Genomic DNA, 22,872 nt, shown 5'->3' with positions numbered 1-22,872 from the left:
CGTCAGTCGCCGATGTGGTCGATCTGCCGCAGCTTGTTGGTGGCGTCGAGGGCGGCGACCTTGTAGGACTCCGCCAGGGTCGGGTAGTTGAACACGGCGTCGACCAGGTAGTCGACGGTGCCGCCGCAGCCCATCACGGTCTGCCCGATGTGGATCAGCTCGGTGGCACCGCTGCCGAAGCAGTGCACGCCCAGCAGCGTGCGGTCCTGGGGTGAGACCAGCAGTTTCAGCATGCCGTGCGAGTCGCCGACGATCTGGCCGCGGGCCAGTTCGCGGTAGCGGGAGATGCCGACCTCGAACGGCACGCTGTCCTCGGTGAGCTGGTCCTCGGTGCGGCCGACGAAGCTGATCTCGGGGATCGTGTAGATGCCGATGGGCTGCAGGTGGGACATCTGCCCGACCGGCTCGCCGAAGGCGTGGTAGGCCGCCGAGCGGCCCTGTTCCATCGAGGTCGCCGCCAGCGCCGGGAAGCCGATGACGTCGCCGACGGCGTAGATGTGCGGCACCTCGGTGCGGTAGTGCTCGTCGACGGTGATCCGGCCGCGCCGGTCGGCCGTCAACCCGGCCTTGGCGAGGTCGAGTTCGTCGGTCAGGCCCTGCCGGCCGGCCGAGTACATCACGGCGTCGGCGGGGATCTTCTTGCCGCTCTCCAGAATGGTCAGCGTGCCGCGCGCATGGCGCTCGACGGCGGCGACCGTCTCCCCGAAGCGGAAGGTCACCGCGAGGTCCCGCAGGTGGTACTTGAGCGACTCGATGATCTCGACGTCGCAGAAGTCGAGCATCCCGGGCCGCTTCTCCACGACCGTCACCTTGCTCCCGAGCGCGGCGAACATGGAGGCGTACTCCATGCCGATGACGCCGGCGCCGACGATGACCATGGAGCGCGGGACGCGTTCCAGTGCGAGGACGTTGTCCGAGTCCATGATCGTACGGCCGTCGAACTCGACGCTGTCCGGTCGGGCCGGCCGGGTGCCGGTGGCGATGACGATGTTCTCCGCGCTCAGCAGCCGTTCGTTGCCGGTGACCTCGCGCAGCGCGACGGTGTGCGGGTCGACGAAGCGGCCGGTGCCGGCGTGGAGGGCGACCTGGTTGCGGGAGAGCTGGCTGCGGATGACGTCGACCTCGCGGTTGACCACGTGCTGGGTGCGCGCGGTCAGGTCGGCGACGGTGATGTCCTCCTTCAGCCGGTAGCTCTGGCCGTACAGATCCCGCTGGGTGAGGCCGGTCAGGTACAGCACCGCCTCGCGCAGGGTCTTGGAGGGAATGGTCCCGGTGTGGATGGAGACCCCGCCGACCATGTCGGGGCGGTCGACGACGGCGACCCGGCGGCCGAGCTTGGCCGCTGCGATGGCGGCCTTCTGGCCGCCCGGGCCGGATCCGATGACGAGCATGTCGAAGTCGGGCACCCTCGGAAGTCTGTCAGCACGCAGGCCCTCTTCGAAAGGGCGAACGGACAACGAGCCGCCCGTTGATCGAATCGAACTCCCCTCGACCGGCGCCCGGTTGCCCGCCCTCGTGAACCAGGTGCCCGATCGGCCGCCCGGCGTGATAATGCGCCCATGGGCCATCGACTCGCCGACACCAGCACTCCCGCCCGGCTGGCCGCCCCCGACGAGGGCATCGGCCGCGACGAACTCGCGCTGGCCACCCGCAACCACGGTCTCCCGCTGGAGGCGTTGCGCTACGACGTCACCCCGCCCGGCCTGCACTACGTACTGACGCACTACGACATTCCGTACGTCCCCGACGGCACGCCCTGGCAGCTGACCGTCGCAGGCCGCGTCCGCCGCGAGCTGCAGCTGAGCCTGGCCGATCTGCGGGCGTTCCCGCAGGTCACCACGCGGGTGACGCTGGAGTGCGCGGGCAACGGGCGGGCCCTGCTCACGCCCCGCCCGGTCAGCCAGCCCTGGCTCGTCGAGGCGGTCGGCACCGCCGAGTGGACCGGCGTGCCGCTGCGCCTGGTGCTCGCCGAGGCCGGTGCCGAGGCCGACGCCGTCGACGTGGTCTTCACCGGCGCCGACCACGGGGTGGAACGCGGAGTCGAACAGGACTACCAGCGCTCCCTCTCCATGGACGTGGCCACCGGCACCGAGCCCGAGGTGCTGCTGGCGTACGCGATGAACGGGGCCCCGCTGCCGCCGCAGCACGGGCATCCGCTGCGGCTGGTCGTGCCGGGCTGGTACGGCATGGCCCAGGTGAAGTGGCTGCGCCAAGTCGACGTCCTGGACGAGCCGTTCACCGGATTCCAGCAGAGCGTCGCCTACCGGCTGCGGCAGGAGTCCGGCGAGGAGGGCGAGCCCGTCACCCGGATCGAACCACGCGCCCTGCTCCTGCCGCCCGGCTTCCCGGACTTCATGTCACGGGCCCGGGTGGTACGGCCCGGACCGGTGCGGCTGGAGGGGCGCGCCTGGTCGGGACGGGCGCCCGTCACGCGCGTCGAGGTCAGCGCCGACGCCGGGCACACCTGGCACGAGGCCGAACTGGAGCCCGACGGCGGCCACCACTGGGCGTGGCGCCGCTGGCACCACGACTGGACGGCCACGCCCGGCGAGCACGAACTGACGGCCCGGGCCTCCGACTCAGAAGGCCGCACCCAGCCCCTGACACAGCCCTGGAACCGCGGCGGCTTCGCCGTCAACCTGATCCAGCGGGTACCGGTGCTGTGCCTCGAAGCGGACGGCGGCGATTAGGGCAGCAGCTTCTCCAGGGCGGCGGGGCCCTCCGTCTCCAGCTTGCGCCTGGCCCATTCCAGGCTGCGCGGGGTGATGTCCCTGCCCGTGGCAAGGACGAGATCCTCCGGGGACACCTCGGTGCCGGTGCTGGTGTGGAGCAGGGCGTCCGGGGTGCAGCGGTCCTCGGACGGCCCGGACGCGTCGGGCTGTGACATCTCCATCAGTGCTCCTCGGTCCGGAACGCTTCTGTAAACACCATTCAACGCCCGGGCCCGCACCGCACCCGGAGGGGGTGGGAACCGGCCGCCTTCCGCGGAGATGCCGAGGTGATCCAGCGGGCGTCTAATGGGGACCACGAGTGACCCTGCCGCGGGAGAGGTAAAGCGCCATGTCACGCACCAGCGCAGGGGGGAGAAGCACCAGCCGCGGAGGTCTTCTGCGACGCCTCGGACAATGGTGCGCCCACCACTTCGTGATCGTCATCGTCGCCTGGCTGGTCGCCATCGTGGCGCTGCAGGTCCTCAACCGCTCCTTCGGCGGCGACTACTCCGACAACTTCTCCCTGCCCGGAACGCAGTCCCAGGAGGGCCTGGACGTGCTGAAGAAGCACGACCCGGCGGCCGGCGGCTACAGCAGCCAGATCGTCATGCACGACGGCCAGAAGTCGCTGACCTCGCTCAGCTCCCAGATGTCCACCACCGTCGGCGACCTGCAGAAGCTCCCGCACGTCCTGTCCGCTCAGAACCCGCTGTCCGTCCAGGCCTCGAAGGTCGGCCCGCTGTCCTCCGACGGGAAGACGGCCTACATCACGGTCCGCTTCGACGTCCAGCCCTCCACCCTGGGCGACGGCTATCTGCACGGCGTCGACACGGCGGTCCAGCCGCTGCGGTCGGCCGGCGCCCAGGTCGAGTACGGCGGACCGCTCGGCGAACTCGCCCGGCCCGCCGCCGACGACCGGGTCAGCGAACTGATCGGCTTCGGCGTCGCCATCGTCGTCCTGCTGATCGGCTTCGGCAGCATCATCGCCGCCGGCATGCCGCTGCTGACCGCGCTGGTCAGCGCGGTCGGCGGACTGGCGATCCTCGGACTGTTCGCCGCCGCCTTCACCTTCGCCACCGTCTCCCCGACCCTCGCCACGATGATCGGCCTCGGCGTCGGCATCGACTACGCCCTGTTCCAGATCACCCGGCACCGCCAAAACCTCATGAACGGCGCCGATCCGGTGCACTCGGCCGGTCACGCCACCGCCACCAGCGGCCGGGCCGTCCTCGTCTCCGGCTGCACCGTGATCATCGCCCTGACCGGGCTCTACGCCTCGGGCGTGAGCTTCATCGGCAAGCTCGGTCTCGCCGCCGCGATCACGGTCGTCTCGGCGGTCATCGGCGCGCTCACCCTCGTACCGGCACTGCTGGGGCTCGCCGGCAGACGCATCGACCGCTACCACGTGCGCCGTCCCGTCGCCGAGACCGACGCGGAGCCGGGGGCCGAGCCGCAGGGCACCTGGCACCGCTACGCCCAGCGCGTGGAGCACCGGCCCTGGCAGTTCCTCGCGGCCGGAGTCCTGACCGTCGTCGTCCTCGCCATCCCGGTGTTCACCATCCAGCTCGGCCACATCGGCGACGGCGCCGACCCCACCTCCTTCACCGACCGCCGCGCCTACGACCTGATGACCGACGCCTTCGGACCCGGCTCCAACGGCCCCCTGACCGTCGTCATCGACCAGACCACCGTCCCCTCCTCCCAGCGCTCCTCCCTGTCCTCACAGGCCCAGAAGGCCCTCAACGGGGTCGCGGGCGCCGCCACCGTCACCCCGCTGAAACCCACCCAGGACGGCGACGTCCTGATCGGCACGGTCTACTCGAAGGACTCCCCGCAGAACGCCAACACCACCGACCTGAACAACCGGCTGGTCCACCACACGCTCCCGGACGCCGTCTCCGGTACGAGCGCCAAGGGATACGTCACCGGCACCACCGCGGCCCAGGTGGACTTCCGTGACATCGTCGCCAGCCGGCTGCCCCTGATCATCGGCGTGGTGGTCGGCCTCGCCTTCCTGATCATCCTCGCCGTCTTCCGCGGCCTGCTCGTCGCGGTCAAGGCGGCCGTCCTCAACGTCCTGTCAATCGGGGCCTCGTACGGCGTGGTGGTCGCCGTCTTCCAGTGGGGCTGGGGCGGGCCCGCGCTCGGCGTGCACGGCAAGGTGCCCATCGAGAGCTATGTGCCGATGATGATGTTCGCCATCATCTTCGGCCTCAGCATGGACTACGAGATCTTCCTGCTCTCCCGCGTCCACGAGGCCTGGCTGCGCACCGGGGACGCCAAGGCCTCGGTCGCGCACGCCCTGGAGATCACCGCACGGGTCATCACCTGCGCCGCGCTGATCATGGTGAGCGTGTTCGCGGCCTTCATCGTCAGCGACAACATCGTCGTCAAGATGCTCGGACTCGGCCTCGCGGTGAGCGTGTTGATCGACGCGTCGGTGGTACGGCTGCTCATGGTGCCCGCCGTGATGACGCTGCTGGGCCCGCGCGCCTGGTGGACACCGCACTGGCTGGACCGCGTGCTGCCGCACATCGACGCCGAGGGAGACCACGAGGAGAGCGTCCAGCAGGACGTCAGCGAGCGTCGGGTGACGCGGACGTGAGCACGAGCATCGTCACGTCGTCGACGACGTCGGGGCAGTACCGTACGAGGTCCCCCCAGACCCGGTCGGCGAGCAGGGCCGGGTCGCCGTCGGCGAGGGCGGCGAGGCGGTCGGTCAGCGGGTAGAAGGCGCCCGAGGTGTCACGGGCCTCGCTCACCCCGTCCGAGGCCAGGAAGAGGGTCTGGCCCGGCTCCAGCCGCAGCGCCGGCCCGGCGGACGGACCGGTGTCGGCCAGACCGAGCCCGAGCGGCGTCCACGCGGTCAGCTCGACCTCGCTGACGTGACCGCCGCGCAGCAGCAGCGGCGCGGGATGCCCGCAGGAGACCAGGCGCACGGACCGGCCGTCGGGCGAGAACTCCGCCAGGACGGCCGTCGCGAACAGCTCCGCGTAGCGGGAGGACGCCGAGTCCACCGCGAGCCTGCGGTCCAGCCGGGCGGCGACCGACTCCAGGTCCGGCTGGTCCAGCACCGCCTCCCGGAAGGCGCCCAGCAGCGAGGCGACCGTGGCGACCGCCGACAGCCCGTGCCCCTGGACGTCGCCCAGCACGGCCCGGACCCCGTACGGCCCCTCACGCACGTCGAAGAAGTCGCCGCCCACCAGCGTCCCGCGCTGCGCGGCCCGGTACAGGCCCACGCAGCGGACGGGGCCGACCCGTTCGGGAAGCGGCGGCACGACCGCCCGCTGCGCGGCCTCGGCCACGGTCCGTTCCAGGTCCAGCTGGGCGTCGCGGTGACTGCGCACATAGGACACGAACACGCTCAGCACCGCCACGAAGGCGATGGTCAACAGGTCCGTGTTGCCGGGGCGGTTGAGCTGGAAGGCGGGGACGTTGAGCACGACGACCACACCGGCGCCCAGGAGCGCGGTGGCCCAGGGACCGTACGACAGGACGGCCAGCGGCGGGATCGCGCCCAGCAGGAAACCGATGTCGAGCCGGTTCGGGCTCACCAGCGTCGCCACGCACACGCCCGCGATGAGGGCGACCGGCAGCGCCTTCACCCACCAGGGCGGCGGGGCTCCCCGCAGCCAGCTTCCCCGGGCCCGGGCCCGGCGCGGCCACGGCACGATCGTTCTTTCCACACCACCACGCTCCTACGCCGGGCCGCGCCCCGCATGCCGGTGGCGGAGCGAGCAGCTTGGTGGGGGAGATCGTCAGCCCGCTGTGTGGTCCAGCAGCGCTTCCGCCTCCGTGAGGATCTCCGTGACGCGCAGCGCGAAGGCCGCGTCGCACGGGTGGGGGCGGCCGGTCGCGGACGCGTCGATCAGGGCGTCCGCGGCGTGGAGGAGGGCGGTGACGGCTCCCTCGGTGCTGTCCGGCAGCACGGCCACCCCCCTCTCGCCGCGCAGCTCGACCGTCGCACCCGCCGCCGCGGACGGCGCCGACAGGCTGAGGGTGACCGTGCTGGACGCCCCGCCCGCGTGGTCGAGGACGAGGTGGACCGTGTCGCCGGGACCCGGCGCGGCCGCGGCCACCCGGCGGGCGTCCCCCAGGACCGGCAGCAGCACGGACAGCGCGTGCGGTCCCACGTCCCACAGCGCGCCCTTCTCCTGCCGCCACGGAGAGTCGGCGAACGGACTGCTGCTGTCGCTGCCGAACAGCGACCCCAGCCACGCCGCCCGACCGGTGAACCAGCCCCCGGCAGCCGCCTGTTCGGTGATCCACGCCTCCGTCCGCGTGACGAAGCGGCTGGTGAAGAAGACCACCGACGCCACCCCCGCCTCCCGCACGGCGTCGACCACGGCCCGCCCCTGCTCCACCGTCGTCGCCAGCGGCTTGTCCAGCAGCAGATGACGTCCCGCCCGCGCGGCCCGTACCGCCAGCTCCGCCTGCACCGCCGGCGGCAGCGCCACCGCGACCGCGTCCACGTCCGCCAGCAGCGCGTCGACGTCGTCGTACGCGCGCGTGCCGTACCGGTCGGCCAGTGCCTTGGCCGCCTCCGGGCGCCGGCCCCACACCCCGGCGAAGTCCAGCCCCGCGTGCTCGCTCAGGGCGGGGGCATGGGCCATCTCCGCCCAGGGGCCGGTACCGAGCAGTCCGATCCGCATGCCGCCACCTCTCCACAACACCGCTGTACGGCAGCGAGCCTCGCACACCGACCGGACGGGCGCGCAAGGCGGGCGCCGGTGCCGCGCGATTCAGCGGAGCCGCTGCTGAATGCGTTCGCTTTCCTCTATTGGACCTTCGGCACCCGGCCGGGCCAGGCTGGAGGGCGGTCCGGCACCGTCGTGCGCCCTGTCCGACGGGCCGGACGTCGTCCGGTCCCGCGACAGCCGAGAGAGGTCACCAGCACATGCACACCCGCCGCATCGGGGACGTCGAGGTCAGCGCGATCGGACTGGGCGGGATGCCCATGTCCATCGAGGGCCGACCGGACGAGGCCCGCTCCCTCGCCACCATCCACGCCGCTCTCGACGCCGGCGTCACCCTCATCGACACCGCCGACGCCTACCACCGCGACGCCCACGAGGTCGGCCACAACGAGACCCTCATCGCCAAGGCCCTCGCCTCCCACGACCGCGGCAAGGACGTCCTGGTCGCCACCAAGGGCGGCCATCTGCGCCCCGGCGACGGCAGCTGGACCCTCGACGGCAGCCCCCGTCACCTCAAGGAGGCCTGCGAGGCGTCCCTGCGCCGCCTCGGCGTCGAGGCGATCGGGCTCTACCAGTTCCACCGCCCCGACCCGAAGGTGCCCTACGCCGAGTCCGTCGGCGCCGTGCGGGACCTGCTCGACGAGGGCAAGATCCGGATGGCCGGCATCTCCAACGCCGACCCCGACCAGATCCGGCAGGCCAACGACATCCTCGGCGGACGCCTGGTCTCCGTACAGAACCAGTTCTCCCCGGCCTTCCGCTCCAGCGAGCCCGAACTCGACCTCTGCGACGAACTCGGCATCGCCTTCCTGCCCTGGAGCCCGCTCGGCGGGATCTCGCGGGCGGGCGAACTGGGCCCCACCCACGCGCCGTTCGCCCGCATCGCCGAGGCCCACGGGGTGAGCCCGCAGCAGGTGTGCCTGGCCTGGATGCTCGCCAAGTCCCCGGTGGTCGTGCCCATCCCCGGCGCCAGCCGCCCGGAGACGATCCGCGACTCCCTCGCCGCCACCGACCTCGAACTCGGCGCCGAGGAACTCGCCCGGCTCGACGCCGTCTGACACCCGGTCACCACGGAGGACCCCCGCCGATGGCGTCGTCGTCGGAAAGACCCCTCGACCACCGCTACCGCGCACCTGCCGGCGGTTCGTGTCGGTGGTGCCGCAGGAGTCGATCGTCTTCGACGGCACCGTGCGGGAGAACGTCGCCCACGGCATGGACGAGGCCGACGAGGAGACGGTGCGCTCGGCACTGCGCGACGCCAACGCCCTGGAGTTCGTCGACCGGCTGCCGCAGGGCCTGGACACCGTGGTCGGCGAACGCGGCGCCCGGCTCTCCGGCGGACAACGCCAACGCCTGGCCATCGCCCGCGCCCTGATCCGCGATCCCCGCGTGCTCGTCCTCGACGAGGCGACCTCGGCGCTGGACACCCGCTCCGAGGCCCTCGTCCAGCAGGCACTGGCCCGGCTGCTCCGGGGCCGCACCACGTTCGTCGTCGCGCACCGGCTCTCCACCGTCCGCGGGGCCGACCGGATCGTGGTCATGGGCGACGGACGCGTCCTGGAGAGGCACGCACGAGGAACTGCTGCACCGGGACGGGGCCTACACCCGGCTGCACGGCGGACAAGTGGCCTGAGAGGCCGCTCAGGCGGCGCTGGAGCGCGGGATCCGGTGCGGGCAGCCCGCGTCGTGGTCGGTCCCCAGGCTGGTCCACCACCGCTCGCAACAGGCCGCGTACAGCTCCTCCCGGACGATCCGGTCGGCCGCCGAGCGCACCGGCCGACGCGGCCCGGTGCCCGCCGCCAGCAGATCGCGGATCAGCGTCTCGCGTACGACGGCGATGACCGGGACCAGGCTCGCGGCGGCGAACAGGAACGCCACCCAGAGCGGGCCATGGGCGAAGTCGCGCACCGCCGCCGAGGCGAGTCCGCCGGTGGTGACGAGATAGAGGGCGCAGAGGAGGCGGCCGGATCGGTTCATGATGGTCACCGTTCGTGCAGGGATGGTTGCGCTCTGTTCAACGCGTGGGACGGCGCGGGGAATCGGGTCGACCGACGGTATTGCGTCAATTCCGGGCGTCGGGGAGGAAGAGGGGAATGGTCCGGCCCTGTCCGGGAATACGAGGCGAAAATCGAGAGAGGGGCGCTTCGTGCTCGTTCCGGACCCGAAGGTCGTCAGAACGCTGCTCACCACGTACGCATCGCTGCGCATCGCGCAGGCGGAGCGGGAGAGGCCGCACACGGCCCGCGAGTTGGCCCAGGTCAGCCGCGAACTGTGCGCCACGATGGGAACCACGGACCTGCACGAGGCGATCCACCGGGCCGACGCCCTGCTGCGCGCCGCACGGGGGATGACCGGTGGGGAGTGGCGCGGCAAGGACGGGGTGAGGTCCGCCGCCTGACCGGCCGTCGGTTTCAGGCCCGTGCCGCGGAAACGTCCGCCCTCCCCTGGAACGCGCCGCGGTAGGCCTGCGGGGTGGTGCCGACCACGCGGCGCAACCGCTCCCGGAACGCCGTCGGCGACCCGAACCCCGCCTCTCGCGCGATCCGTTCGACGGGATGGTCGCCGCTCTCCAGCAGGTACTGTGCCCGGCGCACCCGGGCGCGCAGCAGCCACTGCAGCGGGGTCGTCCCGGTCTGCTCGCGGAAGCGGCGGCTGAAGGTCCGCTCGCTCATGCCGGAACGGGCCGCCGTCGCGCCGAGGGTGATCTCGCCGCCCAGGTCGTCCTCGATCCACTCCGGCACCGGCTCCAGCGTCGAGCCGCGCGGTACGGGTCCTGCCCGGTCAGGACGAGATCCTCGGCCAACTGGAGGGCGGGCAGGCGGCCAGCGGTCGGGCACCGTCCGACTCGCCATGTTCACCGGCCTGTTCAACCTGGCGTGTGCGACCGTCACCGTCCTGATGATCGTGCGTCCCGGGTCCACCACGGGGGCCTGATGGGCCGCTCACACCGCCGTTCCGGGCGTCAAGTGCTCTTGGTGAATTCACACCCTGGTATGCCGGGGCGCATACACTCGTCAGCTGTGCCCAAGTGATGGGCCACCACACGAAAGGCGCGTTGACGGGTGTTCCAGGATTCCCCCATCTACGACCGACTCGTCGCCGAGCGCGGCGACGTCCCCACTCAGACCCGCCGGGAGGCCGAGCGCGTCAGCCGGGAACTGGAGTACGTCATGCGACCGCTGCAGTCCTTCGGTGCCGGCCCGTCCCCCGACCGCCAGGCCTCCCCGGGTACGGGGTGGCAGCGGACCGCGCTGCTGCCCGGCACGCTGCCGCACTGACCGTACTCAACGCACCGTGCCGCTCGCCCCGTTGACGTGGGACGACGGCTCGGTGCCGGGGCTCGCCAGCCAGTCCGCGACGGCCCGCGCGATGGGCTGGCCGGTCTCGACCTCGACGAAGCCGAACTGTCCGGACTGGTTGCACTCCAGGAACCACCAGGTCCCGTCCGCGTCCTCGGCGAAGTCGAAGGCCCCGTAGGCCAGTTCGGCGCCGCGCAGATAGGCGGCGACGGCGGTGGCGACGCGCGGCGGCACCTCGGTGGCCTGCCACGGGACGTCCGGCGAGGCGAACCGTACGTCGACCTCGTCGGCTTCGCCGGCCGTCTTGCGGGCCGCCAGCATCCGCTCGCCGACCACGGTCAGCCGGATGTCGGCGCGTTTGGCCACGCGTCGCTGCAGCAGGGTGGGGCCGAAGGCGACGGCGGAGAAGTCCGTGTCCGGTGCCACCCGGCTGGTCGGCACCGCCCGCGGGGGGTCCTGCGGATGCGCCCCCGAGACCGGTTTGACCACCAGGTCCGGATACCGCTCGGCGAACTCCCGCGCCGCCTGCGGGAACGATGTGATCAATGTCGCGGGGACCGGCAGCCCGCAGCGCTGGGCGAGCCGCAGCTGCCAGGGCTTGTGGCGGGCGCGCCGGGCCGCGTCGGGGTGGTTCATCCAGCGTGCGTCGCTGCCCCGCAGCATGCCGTACAGGGCCTGCGAGGACTCCTCGGTGAGCCAGTCCGAGGGATCGGGCGCCCGGGTGGCGGGGGTGCCCGGTCTGCGGACCCAGATGGACCGCAGACCGGAGATGCTCACCAGGCGCCCCGCGGACTGCAGATGCCCGCGGAAGGCGCCGTGGACGTACTCGCCGGACAGCGCGACGGCGCCCGGCAGGTCGGCCGGGTCGAGACGGACCACAGGGACCCCGGAGGCGTTGAGGTGGACGACCACCATGTCGGCCGTCACATCCTCTTCACAGGTCAGGATCAATACGGTCATCGTGGGCGGTTCCGCGTTCAGTCGTCGAAGTGAGTCTTGGAGCCCGCGGTCGACGTCGTGGTCCCCAGTTCCCTGAGCAGTGCGGAGTCACCGGCGGCGATCCGGCCGTCCATGGTTACGTTCAACTGCAGTCCGGTGTCGTAGACGTACGGAGTCGTGGCCTCCAACTCCACCGCCGGACGTGCGTAGTTGAGCGCGAACGGTTGCATCGTGTCTCCCTCGTCGGTCTGCGCCGACCAAGCGCTGCGCCCCCCTCGGGCGCCGTTTGGTCCGCCGACTGCCTTGCCCTTCCAGTCACTTATACGAATCGAACGAGTGATTGGTTTCCTTACTCTGCGTAATCGTGGGGATTTTGTGCCCATACGCCCCACGCAGAGGTCCCCGAAGGCTGTGCAGTGCGAGAAGAAGAACGCCGATGTCGTCCAGGTAGACCGGATCGGGCAGCAGGTCCGTCGGCAGGACGAAGTACAGGACGGCGCCCCAGAAGACCCAGCGCGGCCCGGTCGGCAGGCCGGCCCGGCGCAGATCGCGCCGGGTGCGCACCAGTCGCACCAGAACGACTACGGCCGCGGCGAGCAGGAGCGCCGCCAGGACTGCGGCGACGACGATCACCGTTGTGGTCGTATCCACGGACCTTCCTCCGTCCGGCGTGCCGAACGGCACGCCCCTCTTCACGAATTCCCCCATCCGCCGCCGGTACATCCACAGGCTTGAAACAGGGGGCTCCTCCCGGCGACGCACGCCGAGCGGCACCGCACCACCCGTAGCGCTCAGTGACGTCACGGTAGCGTGCGTGACCCGACGTGATGGACCCCGCGGCGCGTCAGACCGAGGTCAGGGCGCGGTCAGCACCCGGTCCGGGGTGAGCGGCAGTTCGCGCAGGCGGACGCCGGTGGCGTGGTGGACGGTTGCGATCGCTGCGCCCACTTGCCCGTCCGCCACGTACGGCGGGGGGCGTCTCACTCCTCGGGCGTGTCCCCGTCCCGCTCGCTCTCGGTGTCGGGGCGCCGGGTGCGGGCCGTGCCCTTGAGGCGCTCGAAGGTCCGGGTCAGCTGCTGGAACGGGGAGGCGGCAGGTGCGGCGGGCTGCCGCGGCGCCGGGGCGGGCGCACCGGTGTCGGCCTCGCGGTAGGCGGTCAGCGCCTCGTGCGCGCGCTCGGCGGCCTCCCGGTACAGGTCCCGGGACTGCGTCATCGCCTCCAGCGCCTCGGCGTACATCGCCACCAGCCTGCGTTCCCGGGCCAGCTCCTCCTCGAGGGTCATCAGCTGCCAGTCGTCCCGCAGCGCCGCCACGGCCTGCTCGGCGCCGTCCGGCAGGGGCAGGGGCAGCGCCACGAAACGGCTGAGGGCCTCGACCAGCTCGGCCGGCCGTGAACCGTCGAGGAAGACGGTCCGTACGGCGAAGTCGTCCCCGTCGAAGCCGAACGGGGCCGGATGAGTGGGCAGCAGTACGGCGCCGCCGCGCGGAACCTGTACGTCGAACTCGCGCAGCGCCCTGTTGACGATGCGCAGCTGGTCGGGGGCCGCGCGGTGCTCCAGGACGCGGTGGCGCAGGGCGGGCGGCAGCAGCGGACCGAGCGGCCCGCTGCCGCGCTCGTCCGGCGTCATCGCCTCGTGCACGACGAGGTTGACGCACCAGCCGCCGCGCACCGAGGCACGCAGCAGCCGGCGGATGTCCTTGTCCTCGGTGGGCAGCCGGTTCACCCCGCGCAGGCGCAGTCCCGTGCCGGGCTCGTGGTCCCAGGCGGCATCGGCGTCGTCGGGCCAGAACATGGTCGCCGGAGACGGCCACTCCTGGTCCCAGGCGCGCCCCGCCTCCGCCGCCAGCACCCACTCCTGCGCGCCGTCGGCCAGGGGGCCGAGAGTCAGCCGCGCCCGCACCGTCACCGTCGCGGCGACGGTCCAGCGCGCCTCGAAGACCTGCTCCAGGACGCCCTCGGCGCCGGGCAGCTCGTGCTGGTCGTCGAGGACCTCGCCGGCGCGCAGGCGTTTCAGGGTCCGGCGCACGACGTCCGGCGCGTCGGTGCCGGCGTAGCGGCCGCGGGCCAGCCACAGGGTGGGGGACGGGGTCGGGCGGGCGTGCGGTGGGATGCGCATGGGGTCCATCTGCAGACGGGGGCACGTGTAAGTACCAGTATCGTCCGCACACGGCAGCGGAGATCACACGGGGTGGGCGCACAGGATGCGCGCGGCGCACTCGGGGCGCGCGTGACACGCTCCAGAACACGCCGCCTCACACGTGTCCCGCGCCCGGCGCGCCCACCACAATGGCGCCCGCGAACGGGGCCCGCCCACCATCCGCTCAGGGGCGGGTCCTGTTCGCACTCGGGTTCACCCGTGGAACGTGCTCTTGGTGTACGCGTGCGGGTCGGCGCCCGGGGCATTGAGGGGCCGTCTTCATCGAAACGCGGCCTTCGTCGCAGTGACTCGGGCTCAGTGCGGGTAGGCGCGCGGCGGCCGCTGTCGGGCGAGTTCGCCGCGGAAGCCGGCGATGGACTCCTGGCCCACGGATGCGTGACGTTGTGCTCCACGCGCGGACCGGTGTCGCCGACGAGCGGGATCCGCCCCGAGCGCCAGGCGGTGCCGGTCGGGATCCGCACACGGGCGGGCTTCCGGGACTGTGCGGCCACGCGGAGGCGGTACGTCGTACCGTCTCGGCCTGTCGTCCTGGAAGCCCGCCTGAGGGACCGTCAGGCGCCGCTCGCGCGGAGCATGTCCTCACGCTCGACGATCTTCACGCGCTCCCGGCCCTGCGGCTCGCCCAGCGCCTTCTCGGCGGCGTCGAGCCGGTACCAGCCGTCCCAGGTGGTGAAGCGGACCTGGTGCTCGGCGAGGAAGGCGTCCACGGCCTCGGGCTCGGGCGAGGCCGGGGTGTGCAGACGGCCGTTCGCGTGGTCGTCCAGCAGGTTGGCGACCGTCTCGTTGGCGTCGCCCTTGGTGTGGCCGATCAGGCCCACCGGGCCGCGCCGGATCCAGCCGGTGACGTACGTCGACTGCAGGTGCTCGCCGCTCTCCTGGATGACCCGGCCGCCCTCGTCCGGGACGGTGCCCGAGTCGATGTCCCAGGGAAGCTTGGGGAGCTTGTCGGAGAGGTAGCCGACCGCGCGGTAGACGGCCGTGACGTCCCAGTCCTTGAACTCGCCGGTGCCCTTGACGTTGCCGGTGCCGTCCAGGGCGGTGCGCTCGGTGCGCAGGCCGACGACCCTGCCGTCCTCGCCGAGGATCTCCGCCGGGGACTCGAAGAAGTGCAGGAACAGCTTGTGCGGGCGGTCGCCGACGTCGCGGATCGCCCAGTTCTCCAGGGTCTTGGCGACCATGTCGGCCTGCTTGTTGCCGCGCCGGGTCTCGATCGAGCCCTCGTCGTAGTCGATGTCCTCGGGGTCGACGATGACCTCGATGTTGGGGGAGTGGTCCAGTTCGCGCAGCTCCATCGGCGAGAACTTCGCCTGCGCCGGGCCGCGGCGGCCGAAGACGTGGACCTCCAGCGCCTTGTTGGCCTTCAGGCCCTCGTAGACGTTCGGCGGGATCTCCGTCGGCAGCAGTTCGTCCGCCGTCTTGGCGAGGACGCGGGCCACGTCGAGGGCGACGTTGCCGACGCCGAGTACGGCGACCTTCTCGGCCTCCAGCGGCCAGGTGCGCGGCACGTCCGGGTGGCCGTCGTACCAGGACACGAAGTCGGCCGCGCCGTAGGAGCCGTGCAGGTCGATGCCGGGTATGCGCAGCTCACGGTCGGCCGTCGCACCGGTGGAGAAGATCACCGCGTCGTAGAACGCGCGCAGGTCGTCCAGGCTGATGTCGTTGGGGTAGTCCACGTTGCCGAACAGCCGGATCTGCGGCTTGTCGAGCACCTGGTGCAGGGCCGTGATGATGCCCTTGATGCGGGGGTGGTCGGGGGCGACGCCGTAGCGGATCAGGCCGAACGGCGCGGGCATGCGCTCGAAGAGGTCGATGGACACACCGGGCTCGGCGGCCACGTCGGACTTGAGCAACGCGTCGGCGGCGTAGATCCCGGCGGGGCCGGCTCCGACGATGGCTACCCGCAGGGGGCGGGGCATGATCAGGTTCCCTTCGAGCGGCGACAGATCGACTCGAACGGGAAGCCTAAGCTAAGGCAAGCCTAAGTCGGTACACGGGTCCGGTCTATGGGCTCATAAACCGACTTTATGAGCCCATAGATATTTTCCGGACGCCTCACCCGATGTGGTAACTGTCTCCGTACACCTTCCAGTTGAGGGGCGTGTTCAGGCAGAGGTTGCCGTTGCGCAGGAAGACCCGCTGCTCCGTGTCCACCCGCGTGGTGTCGCTGTGGGCCTCCTCCTGCTTCATCGCCCACACCCGGGCGTCGAGGAAGGCGTTGAGGTACGTCGTCTCGTTGCCGCCCTGCGCCGGCGGCTTCGCCTTGTTCAGGGCCCGCTTGCGGATGTTGCGGAAGCTGGTGGGGTCGTCGCCGTCGCCGTGCATCACGATGGCGTCGTAGTAGGTGAACTGGCCCAGGGTCCCGAGGCCGTCCGCCTTGCCCTGCTTGACCGCCGGATTGAAGTACACCCGGTCGCGCTCGTCGTTCTGGGCCTGCTGGAAGGCGCTGTCCTGGGCCGCCTTGCGCCAGTCCTTGGGGAAGTTCGGGTCGAGGCCGTCGTGCGAGTCGCTGCCGTTGACCCGCTTCAGCGCCGGCAAGTACTTGGCGAGGACGTTGCCGGGCTTGCGGTCGGTGTAGAGCTGGACGAGGTCGAGCATGTCGCCGGTGCCGGAGCAGAAGCCGATGATGCCGGCCGTGTAGCCGCGGCCGTCGCCGATGTCCTCGATGTACTTGTACTGCGCCTTCCAGTCGAGCGAGGAGTTCTCCGCGCTCGACACCAGCTGCATGGCGATCTCCTTCTTCGCCGGGTCGTCGAGACCGACACAGCCCGCGGCACTCACGGTCGCCGAGGCGTGCGAGGGTCGCAGGAGCGGGGCGGCGACCAGGGAGGCGCCGATCAGGGTCAGGAGAGTGCGGCGCGAGGTGATGGTGGGCGCGGAATCGCTGGAGGGGTGCCTCACGGGGGCTCCAAAGGGGGGTGGGGGGTGGGGAGGCGGGCCGTGCGTCGCTCTGATAGGAAGGTTTACTATCAGAGCTCGGTGGTGTCGAACACCCGGCGCGGGAAAAGTTCGTACGGTCGCACGAGGAAGGTATGGACCAAATGGGGGCGACTCAGGGCAGCGGCTGCTCGGCCCAGATGACCTTGCCCTCCGGCGTGTAGCGCGTGCCCCAGCGCTCGGCGAGCTGCGCCACCAGGAACAGACCGCGCCCGCCCTCGTCCGTCATCGCCGCGTACCGCAGATGCGGCGAGGTGCTGCTGCTGTCGAAGACCTCGCAGATCAGCGTGCGGTCGAACAGCACGCGTACCTGGATGGGATCGGCGCCGTAGCGGATCGCGTTGGTGACCAGCTCGCTCAGGACGAGCTCCGTGGCGAAGGTCAGCTCCTCCAGGCCCCAGCCGGTGAGCTGCCGGGTGACCGCGGCGCGGGTCTTGGCGACCGCCGCCGGATCGGACGGCACCTCCCACTCCGCGACCCGGTCGGCCGACAGTGCCCGCGTGCGGGCAACGATCAGGGCCACGTCGTCGCTGGGCTTCGCCGGCAGCTGTGACTCCAGCACCGCCCGGCAGGTCTCCTCCGGCGATTCACCGGCCCGCTCCAGCGCCCCGCGCAGCAGCTCCAGACCCTCGTCGATGTCCCGCTCCCGGTCCTCCACCAGCCCGTCGGTGTACAGCACGAGCCGGCTGCCCTCCGCCAGCTCCAGCTCGGCCGTCTCGAACGGCAGACCGCCCAGGCCCAGCGGGGGGCCCGCCGGCACGTCCGGGAACGTCACACTGCCGTCCGGCCGCACCAGCGCCGGCGGGGGATGACCGGCCCGGGCGACGGTGCACCTGCGGGACACCGGGTCGTATATGGCGTACAGACAGGTCGCGCCGGTGACTGGGGCGCTGCCGCCCTCCGCCGCCTCGTCCTGGTCGATCCTGCCGACCAACTCGTCCAGCAGCGCGACCAGTTCGTCGGGCGGCAGGTCGAGCGAGGAGAAGTTGTGGACCGCCGTGCGCAAGCGTCCCATGGTGGCCGCCGCGTGCAGCCCGTGCCCGACCACGTCGCCCACCACGAGCGCGACCCGCGCGCCCGACAGCGGCAGCACGTCGAACCAGTCCCCGCCGACTCCCGCCTGCGCCGGCAGATACCGGTAGGCGATGTCCAGCGCCGACTGCTCCGGCAGCCTGCGCGGCAGCAGACTGCGCTGGAGTGTCACGGCCATGCTGTGCTCGCGCGTGTAGCGGCGCGCGTTGTCGATGGAGACCGCGGCCCGGGCCACCAGCTCCTCGGCGAGGGCCAGCTCCTCCACGTCGAACGGCTGCGGCTTCTGCGAGCGCCAGAAGCTGACCACGCCCAGGACCAGCGACCCCGCCCGCAGCGGCACCGTGATCAGCGAGTGGATGCCGTAGTCGACGACCTGCGCCGTCCGCTCCAGGTCCTGCGCCTGCCAGCCCGGCGCCACGTCCAGGTCCGGCTCCAGCACCGCCTGCCCGGAACGCAGGCTGCGGGCCTGCGGCGAGGAGTCGACGAACCGGAGCTGCCGGCCCACTGGATACAGCGGGGCGTCCTGGCGGATTCCGCTCGAGGCGGTGCGGCGCAACGGCGTCACCGCCTCCGGCTGCCCGCCGCCCAGCACCGAGTCGAACAGGTCGACCGTCGCGAAGTCGGCGAACCGGGGCACCGCGAGCTCCGCCAGCTCCTGCGCGGTACGGGCCACGTCCAGGCTGGTGCCGATGCCCACCCCGGCGTCGTAGAGCATGTTCAGCCGCTCCCGGGCCGCCTCCGCCCGGCCGGACAGGGCCCGCAGCTCCGTGGAGTCACGCAGCGTGGCGACGCTGCCCGGCGGGCCGCCCTCGACGTCGGTGGGGCGCTGGTTGACCGCCAGCAGCCGGTCCTTGACCAGGTGCACCTCGTCGGTGGCCATGCGTCCGGACGCCAGCAGATCGGCCGTGTCGTCGGGCAGCCCGAGGTCGAGGACGTGCCGGCCCTCCGCGTCCTCGGGCAGGTCCAGCAGCCGGTGCGCCTCGTCGTTGGCGAGCAGCAGCCGGCCGTCGTCGGCGATCAGCACACCCTCGCGGACGGCGTGCAGCACCGCGTCGTGGTGTTCGTACATCCGGGTCATCTCGTGCGGACCCAGACCGTGCGTCTGGCGCAGCAGACGGCGGCTGACGAGCGCCGTGCCGGCGGTGGCGAGGCCCAGGCCTACGGCCGCCGCCATGAGCACGAGCGGCAGCTGCCGGTTCGCGGCGCCGCCGATGTTGTTCAGCGTGACGCCCGCCGACACCAGGCCCACGACCTTGCCGTCCGGTGCCGTGACCGGTACGACCGCCTGCACCAGCCGCCCGATCGTGCCGTTGACCTCCTCGATCACCGTCTTCCCGGCCAGCGCGGGGGCGATGGTGCCGACGAACTTCTTGCCGATGCGGTTCGGCTTGGGGTGGGTGTAGCGGATGCCATCGGTGTTCATGACGACGATGAAGTCCACGCCGGTCGCCTTGCGGGCCGCCTCCGCCCGCGGCTGGAGCACCGCCGTGGGGTTCGGCGCGCTCAGCGCCTCACGGGTGCCGGGCGCGTTGGCGAACGCCTCGGCGACCGCGACCGAGCGCTTGCGCGCCTCCTGCGTGCTGTCGTGCCGTACCTGCAGATACAGCGAGACCACCGCGGCGACCACCAGCAGCAGCACGATCACGACCTGCAGCAGGAACACCTGCCCGGCGACGCTGCGACCGGTCAGCGCGGCCCGCAGCCGCCCCGGCTCCCGGGCCTCCGGCTGTCCGCCGGGCCGGGCCGCCCTGCGCCGCTCGTGCGCCGCGCGGGCGCGCTCGGCCGCGCGTCGGGCAGGGGCACCGCCGGGACGACCGGCAGAGCGCGCCCCGTGACGGCCCAGAAGTCGGACCATGTGCCCATGTCTACACTGCCGCGCCCCAGGAGGCGAGAGGCGTCACAGAGGGTGACAGCCCACGCCCCGCCCCGGACCCGGCTACCACGCCGCAGCCGACTCCGCCCCGCCCCACGACGGGCCCGCCGCACGAACACCGGGACGTCACACCCCGTCAACCTCCGGCCGGGTCAAGGCGGCACGCGACCGAGGGCGCCGGCCTGGCCGGCGGGGGCCGCGCGGGGCCGACTGCTGTTGTGGCACGCAGCCCCGGCCCCTCGATCCAGGGCAGGCGACCGCACCGGGGACGCGGCGGACGTCTCAGAAGGCCTTGCACCACCCGCGCCGGCCCGTGGTGTGCCGTTGGCCTGCGCCTGCTCGGCCTGCTTATGCTGCCGCCTGCCGCCTGCCGCCTGCCGCCTGCCGCCTGCCGCCTGCCGCCTGCCGCCTGCCGCCTGCCGCCTGCCGCCTGCCGCCCGCCGCCCGCCGACGTCGGGTGGGTGCGTGGCAGTGGCCCGGGCGGCATCGCGCGCTGCGCTGACGGCCACGACCCGGCTCACCGCCCGTTCCGTCGCTCCATCCGCCGCGTGGCGAGCAGGAGGGCGATGTCGTCGGGGCGGTCGGCCGTGTGGCGGGCCGTCGCGGTGAGGCGGTCGGCCACGCCGGCGAGAGGGCGGCGGCCCGGACGGGCGGCCGGGGCGCCGGCCCGGGCCAGGGCGACCCGCAGGGCGGAGATGCCCTCGTCGATGTCCAGCCCGGGGCGCTCCACCAGTCCGTCCGTGTACAGGGCCAGTACGGCGCCGGGCTCGATGCGCAGTTCCGCGACCGGGTACTGCGCCTGCGGGTCCACGCCGAGCACGACCCCGCCGGGCAGGTCCACGACCTCCGTGTGACCGTCGGGGCGGCGCAGCAGCGGCGGCGGATGTCCCGCGCGGGCCGCCCGGGCCAGCCCGGAGACCGGGTCCAGCCGGATGTAGCAGCAGCTGGCGAACTGACCCGGGTCGAGGTCGATCAGCAGATGGTTCGTCCCGCTGAGCACCTCGTCGGGCGGACGGTCCCCGAGCGCGAACGCCCGTACGGCGCTGCGCAGTTGCCCCATGGTGGCGGCGGCCTGCACACCGTGCCCCTGCACGTCCCCGATCACCAGCGCCAGCCCGTCCCCGGCCTCCACCACGTCGTACCAGTCCCCGCCCACCTCCATGCCCTGGGTGCCGGGCAGATAGCGCCCGGTGGTCTCCACCAGCGGATGGGCGGACAGCCGGCGCGGCAGCAGGGCCTGCTGCAGCCCCCGCGCGAGCGCCGCCTCGCTCTCGTAGCGCTGCGCCTTCTCCATGGCGTGGGCGATCAGCCCGGCCAGCGCCGTCAGCACCGTGCGCTCCTCGGTGCTGAAGCTGCGGGGCCCGTCGAAGCCCAGGATGCAGGAGCCGACCGGCCGCCCCGACGCGATCAGCGGCAGAAAGGCACGGGCGCCCTCCTTCGCGTCCAGCGCGATGCCGGGATAGGCGGCCGCGAGCTGGTCCATGGAGTCGAAGAAGAGCGGCCGGCCGCTGGTCAGCGTCTCCACGCCGGGCAGATGGGCGTCCAGGCCCACGCCCTCGAACGGGGTGAGGAACCCGGTGGGGAAACCGTTCTCCCAGGCCAGGTAGAGATGCCGGTCCTGCAGCAGGTAGATGGCGAGCCGCCGGCCGCCGAAGGCGGGCAGCAGCTCCCGCATCACCACCGCCGAGACCTGCCGGGCCGTGACCGCCTCGGTCAGCGCGATCGCGAGGACGATGGGCCGGTACAGCGGCGCCATCGACGGCATCCCGGCCGAGGAGGTCCCGGGCGGCACCCCGGGTTCGGGCGCGAGGTCGGCGGTCGCGTCCGCCACCCGGGTCGCCGGACGGAACGTGCACGTCAGGATGGACGGACCGGGGTAGACGGACACGTCGAGCCACGCACCGTCGAACGGCGCCGGGTCATCGTCGTCGGTGTCCGCGGCCGGCCTGCCGACGTGGAAGCGCACCGGGTCCGGGGAGAGCAGCGCGCTGCGCAGATGGTCCTCGAAGGCCGGCTGGTTCAGCCACGGCACGCCCTCCCACAGCGACCGGCCCAGCAGCCGGGTCCGCGGGCAGCGCAGCAGTTGGGCGGCGCGCGGATTGGCGTAGAGGATCATGCCGAGCCGGTCCAGGCACAGCACGCCGTCGGGCAGCAGATCGGCCGCCGCGTCGGCGAGCGCGCCGGGCCCGGGGTCGACGACGAAGCCGCGGACCGGGTGCGCGCCCGACGGGGCGCCGGGCGGGGCGGGGGCGGCGTAGGGGCTCCACAGCTCCACCAGCCGGGGCGCGCCGTCCTCGGCCGTCACGTACAGCGGCAGGGCCGGGGGTCTGCCCGTGGCCGTCTCCCGCAGGGCGGCCAGCAGCCGCTGCGGATCGGACGGGGCCACGGCCAGGGCCAGCGTCTCGACACAGGCGGCGAACTCCTCCCCCGGCGCGCCCAGCAGGACGGGCAGACGCTCGTCGGCGGTCACGATGTCCGTCACCGGGTCCCAGGCGAAGCCCCCGGTCCGCCCCGCCGACGGACGTGTACCCGGCGGTCGTACGCACACCGGTTCGCCGTCCCAGGCCACCGGCGTTGGCGAGCCACCGTTCTCCAGGCGCAGCAGGGCCGCGCCCAGCTCCTCCGCCAGACGGACCATGCGGTCACGGTGGTGCTGGAGCTCGGCGGCGTCGGCGGAGGAGGGACGCAGCACGGTCAGCACCCCGAACGTGGTAGACCCGGCCACCACCGGCACGTACAGCGAGCCGAACTGGAACGGCAGCCCGGCCGCGAACTGCGGGTAGCGGCGCATCGTCTCGGTGGCGTTCGGCAGGACGACCTGGACGCCGAGCCGGTAGGCGTCGGCCACCGGGAACGGCCGGTCGACGTGCATGCGCCACCAGGGCCGGAACAGCGGGCCGGGCAGTCCGGCGAGCGCGGCGAGCCGCAGCAGTCCGGGCGTGCCGGACCGCAGATAGACCCCTCCCGCGTAGCCTCCCGCTGCCCCGATCGCCTCCGTCGAGGTGTCCAGCAGCAGCGCGGCCAGCTGTCCGGGCGTGTGCCGTGCGTCCTCCGCGCTCCCAGTCATCGGCCCTACCTCGTCCGTGCCCGCCCAGCGGGGTGACACAGCAAGAATGCGCCACGAGGGGCCTGTGGCGCACCTGGGCGGAGCCGACCATCGCGAACGATCCCTGTTCCGCGTGTGGGGGAGGCGCCGAGGCGGGCCGACGATCATGGCCGAAGCACGCT

General features: G+C 72.5%; 18 protein-coding genes and 2 pseudogenes. 6 read left to right on the top strand and 14 right to left on the bottom strand.

The genetic code is table 11. The features are described 5' to 3' along the window. Window positions 1–2 precede the first annotated feature (2 nt). Window positions 3–1,406: a Si-specific NAD(P)(+) transhydrogenase gene (sthA, locus tag MKW14_RS05115; RefSeq protein ID WP_240859212.1), complete on the bottom strand. Its 1,404-nt coding sequence runs from the start codon at window positions 1,404–1,406 to the stop codon at window positions 3–5. 153 nt (window positions 1,407–1,559) lie between these two features. Here sthA and MKW14_RS05110 point away from each other — a divergent pair, with 153 nt between their 5' ends. Continuing rightward, window positions 1,560–2,690 (top strand): sulfite oxidase, encoded by a 1,131-nt coding sequence (locus MKW14_RS05110; RefSeq protein ID WP_240859211.1) that lies wholly within the window; start codon window positions 1,560–1,562, stop codon window positions 2,688–2,690. Here MKW14_RS05110 and MKW14_RS05105 read toward each other — a convergent pair. Then, the gene (locus tag MKW14_RS05105) at window positions 2,687–2,893 is read right to left on the bottom strand and encodes a hypothetical protein (RefSeq protein ID WP_240859209.1); all 207 of its coding nucleotides are present in this window, start codon (window positions 2,891–2,893) and stop codon (window positions 2,687–2,689) included. The genes MKW14_RS05110 and MKW14_RS05105 overlap by 4 nt on opposite strands. Window positions 2,894–3,060: 167 nt before the next feature. On the opposite strand from MKW14_RS05105, the gene MKW14_RS05100 reads away from it, so the two are divergent. After that, window positions 3,061–5,316, top strand: coding sequence for an MMPL family transporter (locus MKW14_RS05100; protein ID WP_240859208.1), 2,256 nt, complete (start codon window positions 3,061–3,063; stop codon window positions 5,314–5,316). On the opposite strand, the gene MKW14_RS05095 is transcribed toward MKW14_RS05100, so the two are convergent. Then, a complete protein-coding gene (locus MKW14_RS05095; RefSeq protein ID WP_240859207.1) occupies window positions 5,288–6,397 on the bottom strand; it encodes a PP2C family protein-serine/threonine phosphatase in 1,110 nt (369 codons plus the stop codon). The genes MKW14_RS05100 and MKW14_RS05095 overlap by 29 nt on opposite strands. A gap of 72 nt (window positions 6,398–6,469) precedes the next feature. Next, the gene (locus tag MKW14_RS05090; protein ID WP_240859205.1) at window positions 6,470–7,363 is read right to left on the bottom strand and encodes a Gfo/Idh/MocA family protein; all 894 of its coding nucleotides are present in this window, start codon (window positions 7,361–7,363) and stop codon (window positions 6,470–6,472) included. Window positions 7,364–7,608: 245 nt separating this feature from the next. Between MKW14_RS05090 and MKW14_RS05085 the strand changes: the two genes are divergently transcribed. Together MKW14_RS05085 and MKW14_RS05080 are read left to right on the top strand one after the other, a co-directional pair. Next, window positions 7,609–8,466, top strand: coding sequence for an aldo/keto reductase (locus MKW14_RS05085; protein ID WP_240859203.1), 858 nt, complete (start codon window positions 7,609–7,611; stop codon window positions 8,464–8,466). Between the two features lie 70 nt (window positions 8,467–8,536). Then, window positions 8,537–9,041: pseudogene (locus MKW14_RS05080) on the top strand (ATP-binding cassette domain-containing protein); the annotation flags it as partial. An 8-nt stretch (window positions 9,042–9,049) separates the two neighbouring features. Here MKW14_RS05080 and MKW14_RS05075 read toward each other — a convergent pair. After that, entirely contained in the window at window positions 9,050–9,385 is a 336-nt protein-coding gene (locus MKW14_RS05075) for a hypothetical protein (protein WP_240859202.1), read from the bottom strand. A 169-nt stretch (window positions 9,386–9,554) separates the two neighbouring features. Here MKW14_RS05075 and MKW14_RS05070 point away from each other — a divergent pair, with 169 nt between their 5' ends. Then, window positions 9,555–9,806, top strand: coding sequence for a DUF5133 domain-containing protein (locus tag MKW14_RS05070; protein ID WP_240859201.1), 252 nt, complete (start codon window positions 9,555–9,557; stop codon window positions 9,804–9,806). A 13-nt stretch (window positions 9,807–9,819) separates the two neighbouring features. Here MKW14_RS05070 and MKW14_RS05065 read toward each other — a convergent pair. Continuing rightward, window positions 9,820–10,179: pseudogene (locus tag MKW14_RS05065) on the bottom strand (helix-turn-helix domain-containing protein); the annotation flags it as partial. 291 nt (window positions 10,180–10,470) lie between these two features. On the opposite strand from MKW14_RS05065, the gene MKW14_RS05060 reads away from it, so the two are divergent. Then, window positions 10,471–10,686 (top strand): hypothetical protein, encoded by a 216-nt coding sequence (locus tag MKW14_RS05060; protein WP_240859199.1) that lies wholly within the window; start codon window positions 10,471–10,473, stop codon window positions 10,684–10,686. A 6-nt stretch (window positions 10,687–10,692) separates the two neighbouring features. On the opposite strand, the gene tgmB is transcribed toward MKW14_RS05060, so the two are convergent. The 8 genes from tgmB to MKW14_RS05020 all read right to left on the bottom strand — a co-directional run bounded on the left by tgmB (window position 10,693) and on the right by MKW14_RS05020 (window position 22,711). Continuing rightward, window positions 10,693–11,667: an ATP-grasp ribosomal peptide maturase gene (gene tgmB / locus MKW14_RS05055; protein WP_240859197.1), complete on the bottom strand. Its 975-nt coding sequence runs from the start codon at window positions 11,665–11,667 to the stop codon at window positions 10,693–10,695. Between the two features lie 17 nt (window positions 11,668–11,684). Then, a complete protein-coding gene (gene tgmA / locus MKW14_RS05050) occupies window positions 11,685–11,876 on the bottom strand; it encodes a putative ATP-grasp-modified RiPP (RefSeq protein ID WP_208781351.1) in 192 nt (63 codons plus the stop codon). A gap of 85 nt (window positions 11,877–11,961) precedes the next feature. Further along, entirely contained in the window at window positions 11,962–12,297 is a 336-nt protein-coding gene (locus MKW14_RS05045; RefSeq protein ID WP_165954831.1) for a YkvA family protein, read from the bottom strand. 329 nt (window positions 12,298–12,626) lie between these two features. Beyond that, the gene (locus MKW14_RS05040) at window positions 12,627–13,763 is read right to left on the bottom strand and encodes a hypothetical protein (RefSeq protein ID WP_240859195.1); all 1,137 of its coding nucleotides are present in this window, start codon (window positions 13,761–13,763) and stop codon (window positions 12,627–12,629) included. 593 nt (window positions 13,764–14,356) lie between these two features. After that, window positions 14,357–15,721, bottom strand: coding sequence for an FAD-dependent oxidoreductase (locus MKW14_RS05035; protein ID WP_240859193.1), 1,365 nt, complete (start codon window positions 15,719–15,721; stop codon window positions 14,357–14,359). Window positions 15,722–15,857: 136 nt separating this feature from the next. Then, the gene (locus MKW14_RS05030; RefSeq protein ID WP_240859192.1) at window positions 15,858–16,703 is read right to left on the bottom strand and encodes a chitosanase; all 846 of its coding nucleotides are present in this window, start codon (window positions 16,701–16,703) and stop codon (window positions 15,858–15,860) included. A gap of 151 nt (window positions 16,704–16,854) precedes the next feature. Further along, window positions 16,855–19,626, bottom strand: coding sequence for a SpoIIE family protein phosphatase (locus MKW14_RS05025; protein WP_240859191.1), 2,772 nt, complete (start codon window positions 19,624–19,626; stop codon window positions 16,855–16,857). A 535-nt stretch (window positions 19,627–20,161) separates the two neighbouring features. Continuing rightward, the gene (locus MKW14_RS05020; RefSeq protein WP_240859190.1) at window positions 20,162–22,711 is read right to left on the bottom strand and encodes a SpoIIE family protein phosphatase; all 2,550 of its coding nucleotides are present in this window, start codon (window positions 22,709–22,711) and stop codon (window positions 20,162–20,164) included. Window positions 22,712–22,872: the final 161 nt, after the last annotated feature.

Origin of the sequence: Streptomyces gilvus (assembly GCF_022513565.1) — a bacterium.
Taxonomy (GTDB): Bacteria; Actinomycetota; Actinomycetes; order Streptomycetales; family Streptomycetaceae; genus Streptomyces; species Streptomyces gilvus.
Note: the sequence above shows the minus strand (reverse complement) of the source record. Positions and strands in the feature narration are given on the sequence as shown.

Excerpts from the sequence above, each read along its gene's own strand:
- MKW14_RS05110 (WP_240859211.1), top strand. The coding sequence starts at position 1,560 with ATGGGCCATCGACTCGCCGACACCAGCACTCCCGCCCGGCTGGCCGCC.
- MKW14_RS05105 (WP_240859209.1), bottom strand. The coding sequence starts at position 2,893 with ATGGAGATGTCACAGCCCGACGCGTCCGGGCCGTCCGAGGACCGCTGC.
- MKW14_RS05100 (WP_240859208.1), top strand. The coding sequence starts at position 3,061 with ATGTCACGCACCAGCGCAGGGGGGAGAAGCACCAGCCGCGGAGGTCTT.
- MKW14_RS05090 (WP_240859205.1), bottom strand. The coding sequence starts at position 7,363 with ATGCGGATCGGACTGCTCGGTACCGGCCCCTGGGCGGAGATGGCCCAT.
- MKW14_RS05085 (WP_240859203.1), top strand. The coding sequence starts at position 7,609 with ATGCACACCCGCCGCATCGGGGACGTCGAGGTCAGCGCGATCGGACTG.
- MKW14_RS05075 (WP_240859202.1), bottom strand. The coding sequence starts at position 9,385 with ATGAACCGATCCGGCCGCCTCCTCTGCGCCCTCTATCTCGTCACCACC.
- tgmB (WP_240859197.1), bottom strand. The coding sequence starts at position 11,667 with ATGACCGTATTGATCCTGACCTGTGAAGAGGATGTGACGGCCGACATG.
- tgmA (WP_208781351.1), bottom strand. The coding sequence starts at position 11,876 with ATGCAACCGTTCGCGCTCAACTACGCACGTCCGGCGGTGGAGTTGGAG.
- MKW14_RS05040 (WP_240859195.1), bottom strand. The coding sequence starts at position 13,763 with ATGCGCATCCCACCGCACGCCCGCCCGACCCCGTCCCCCACCCTGTGG.
- MKW14_RS05035 (WP_240859193.1), bottom strand. The coding sequence starts at position 15,721 with ATGCCCCGCCCCCTGCGGGTAGCCATCGTCGGAGCCGGCCCCGCCGGG.
- MKW14_RS05025 (WP_240859191.1), bottom strand. The coding sequence starts at position 19,626 with ATGGTCCGACTTCTGGGCCGTCACGGGGCGCGCTCTGCCGGTCGTCCC.
- MKW14_RS05020 (WP_240859190.1), bottom strand. The coding sequence starts at position 22,711 with ATGACTGGGAGCGCGGAGGACGCACGGCACACGCCCGGACAGCTGGCC.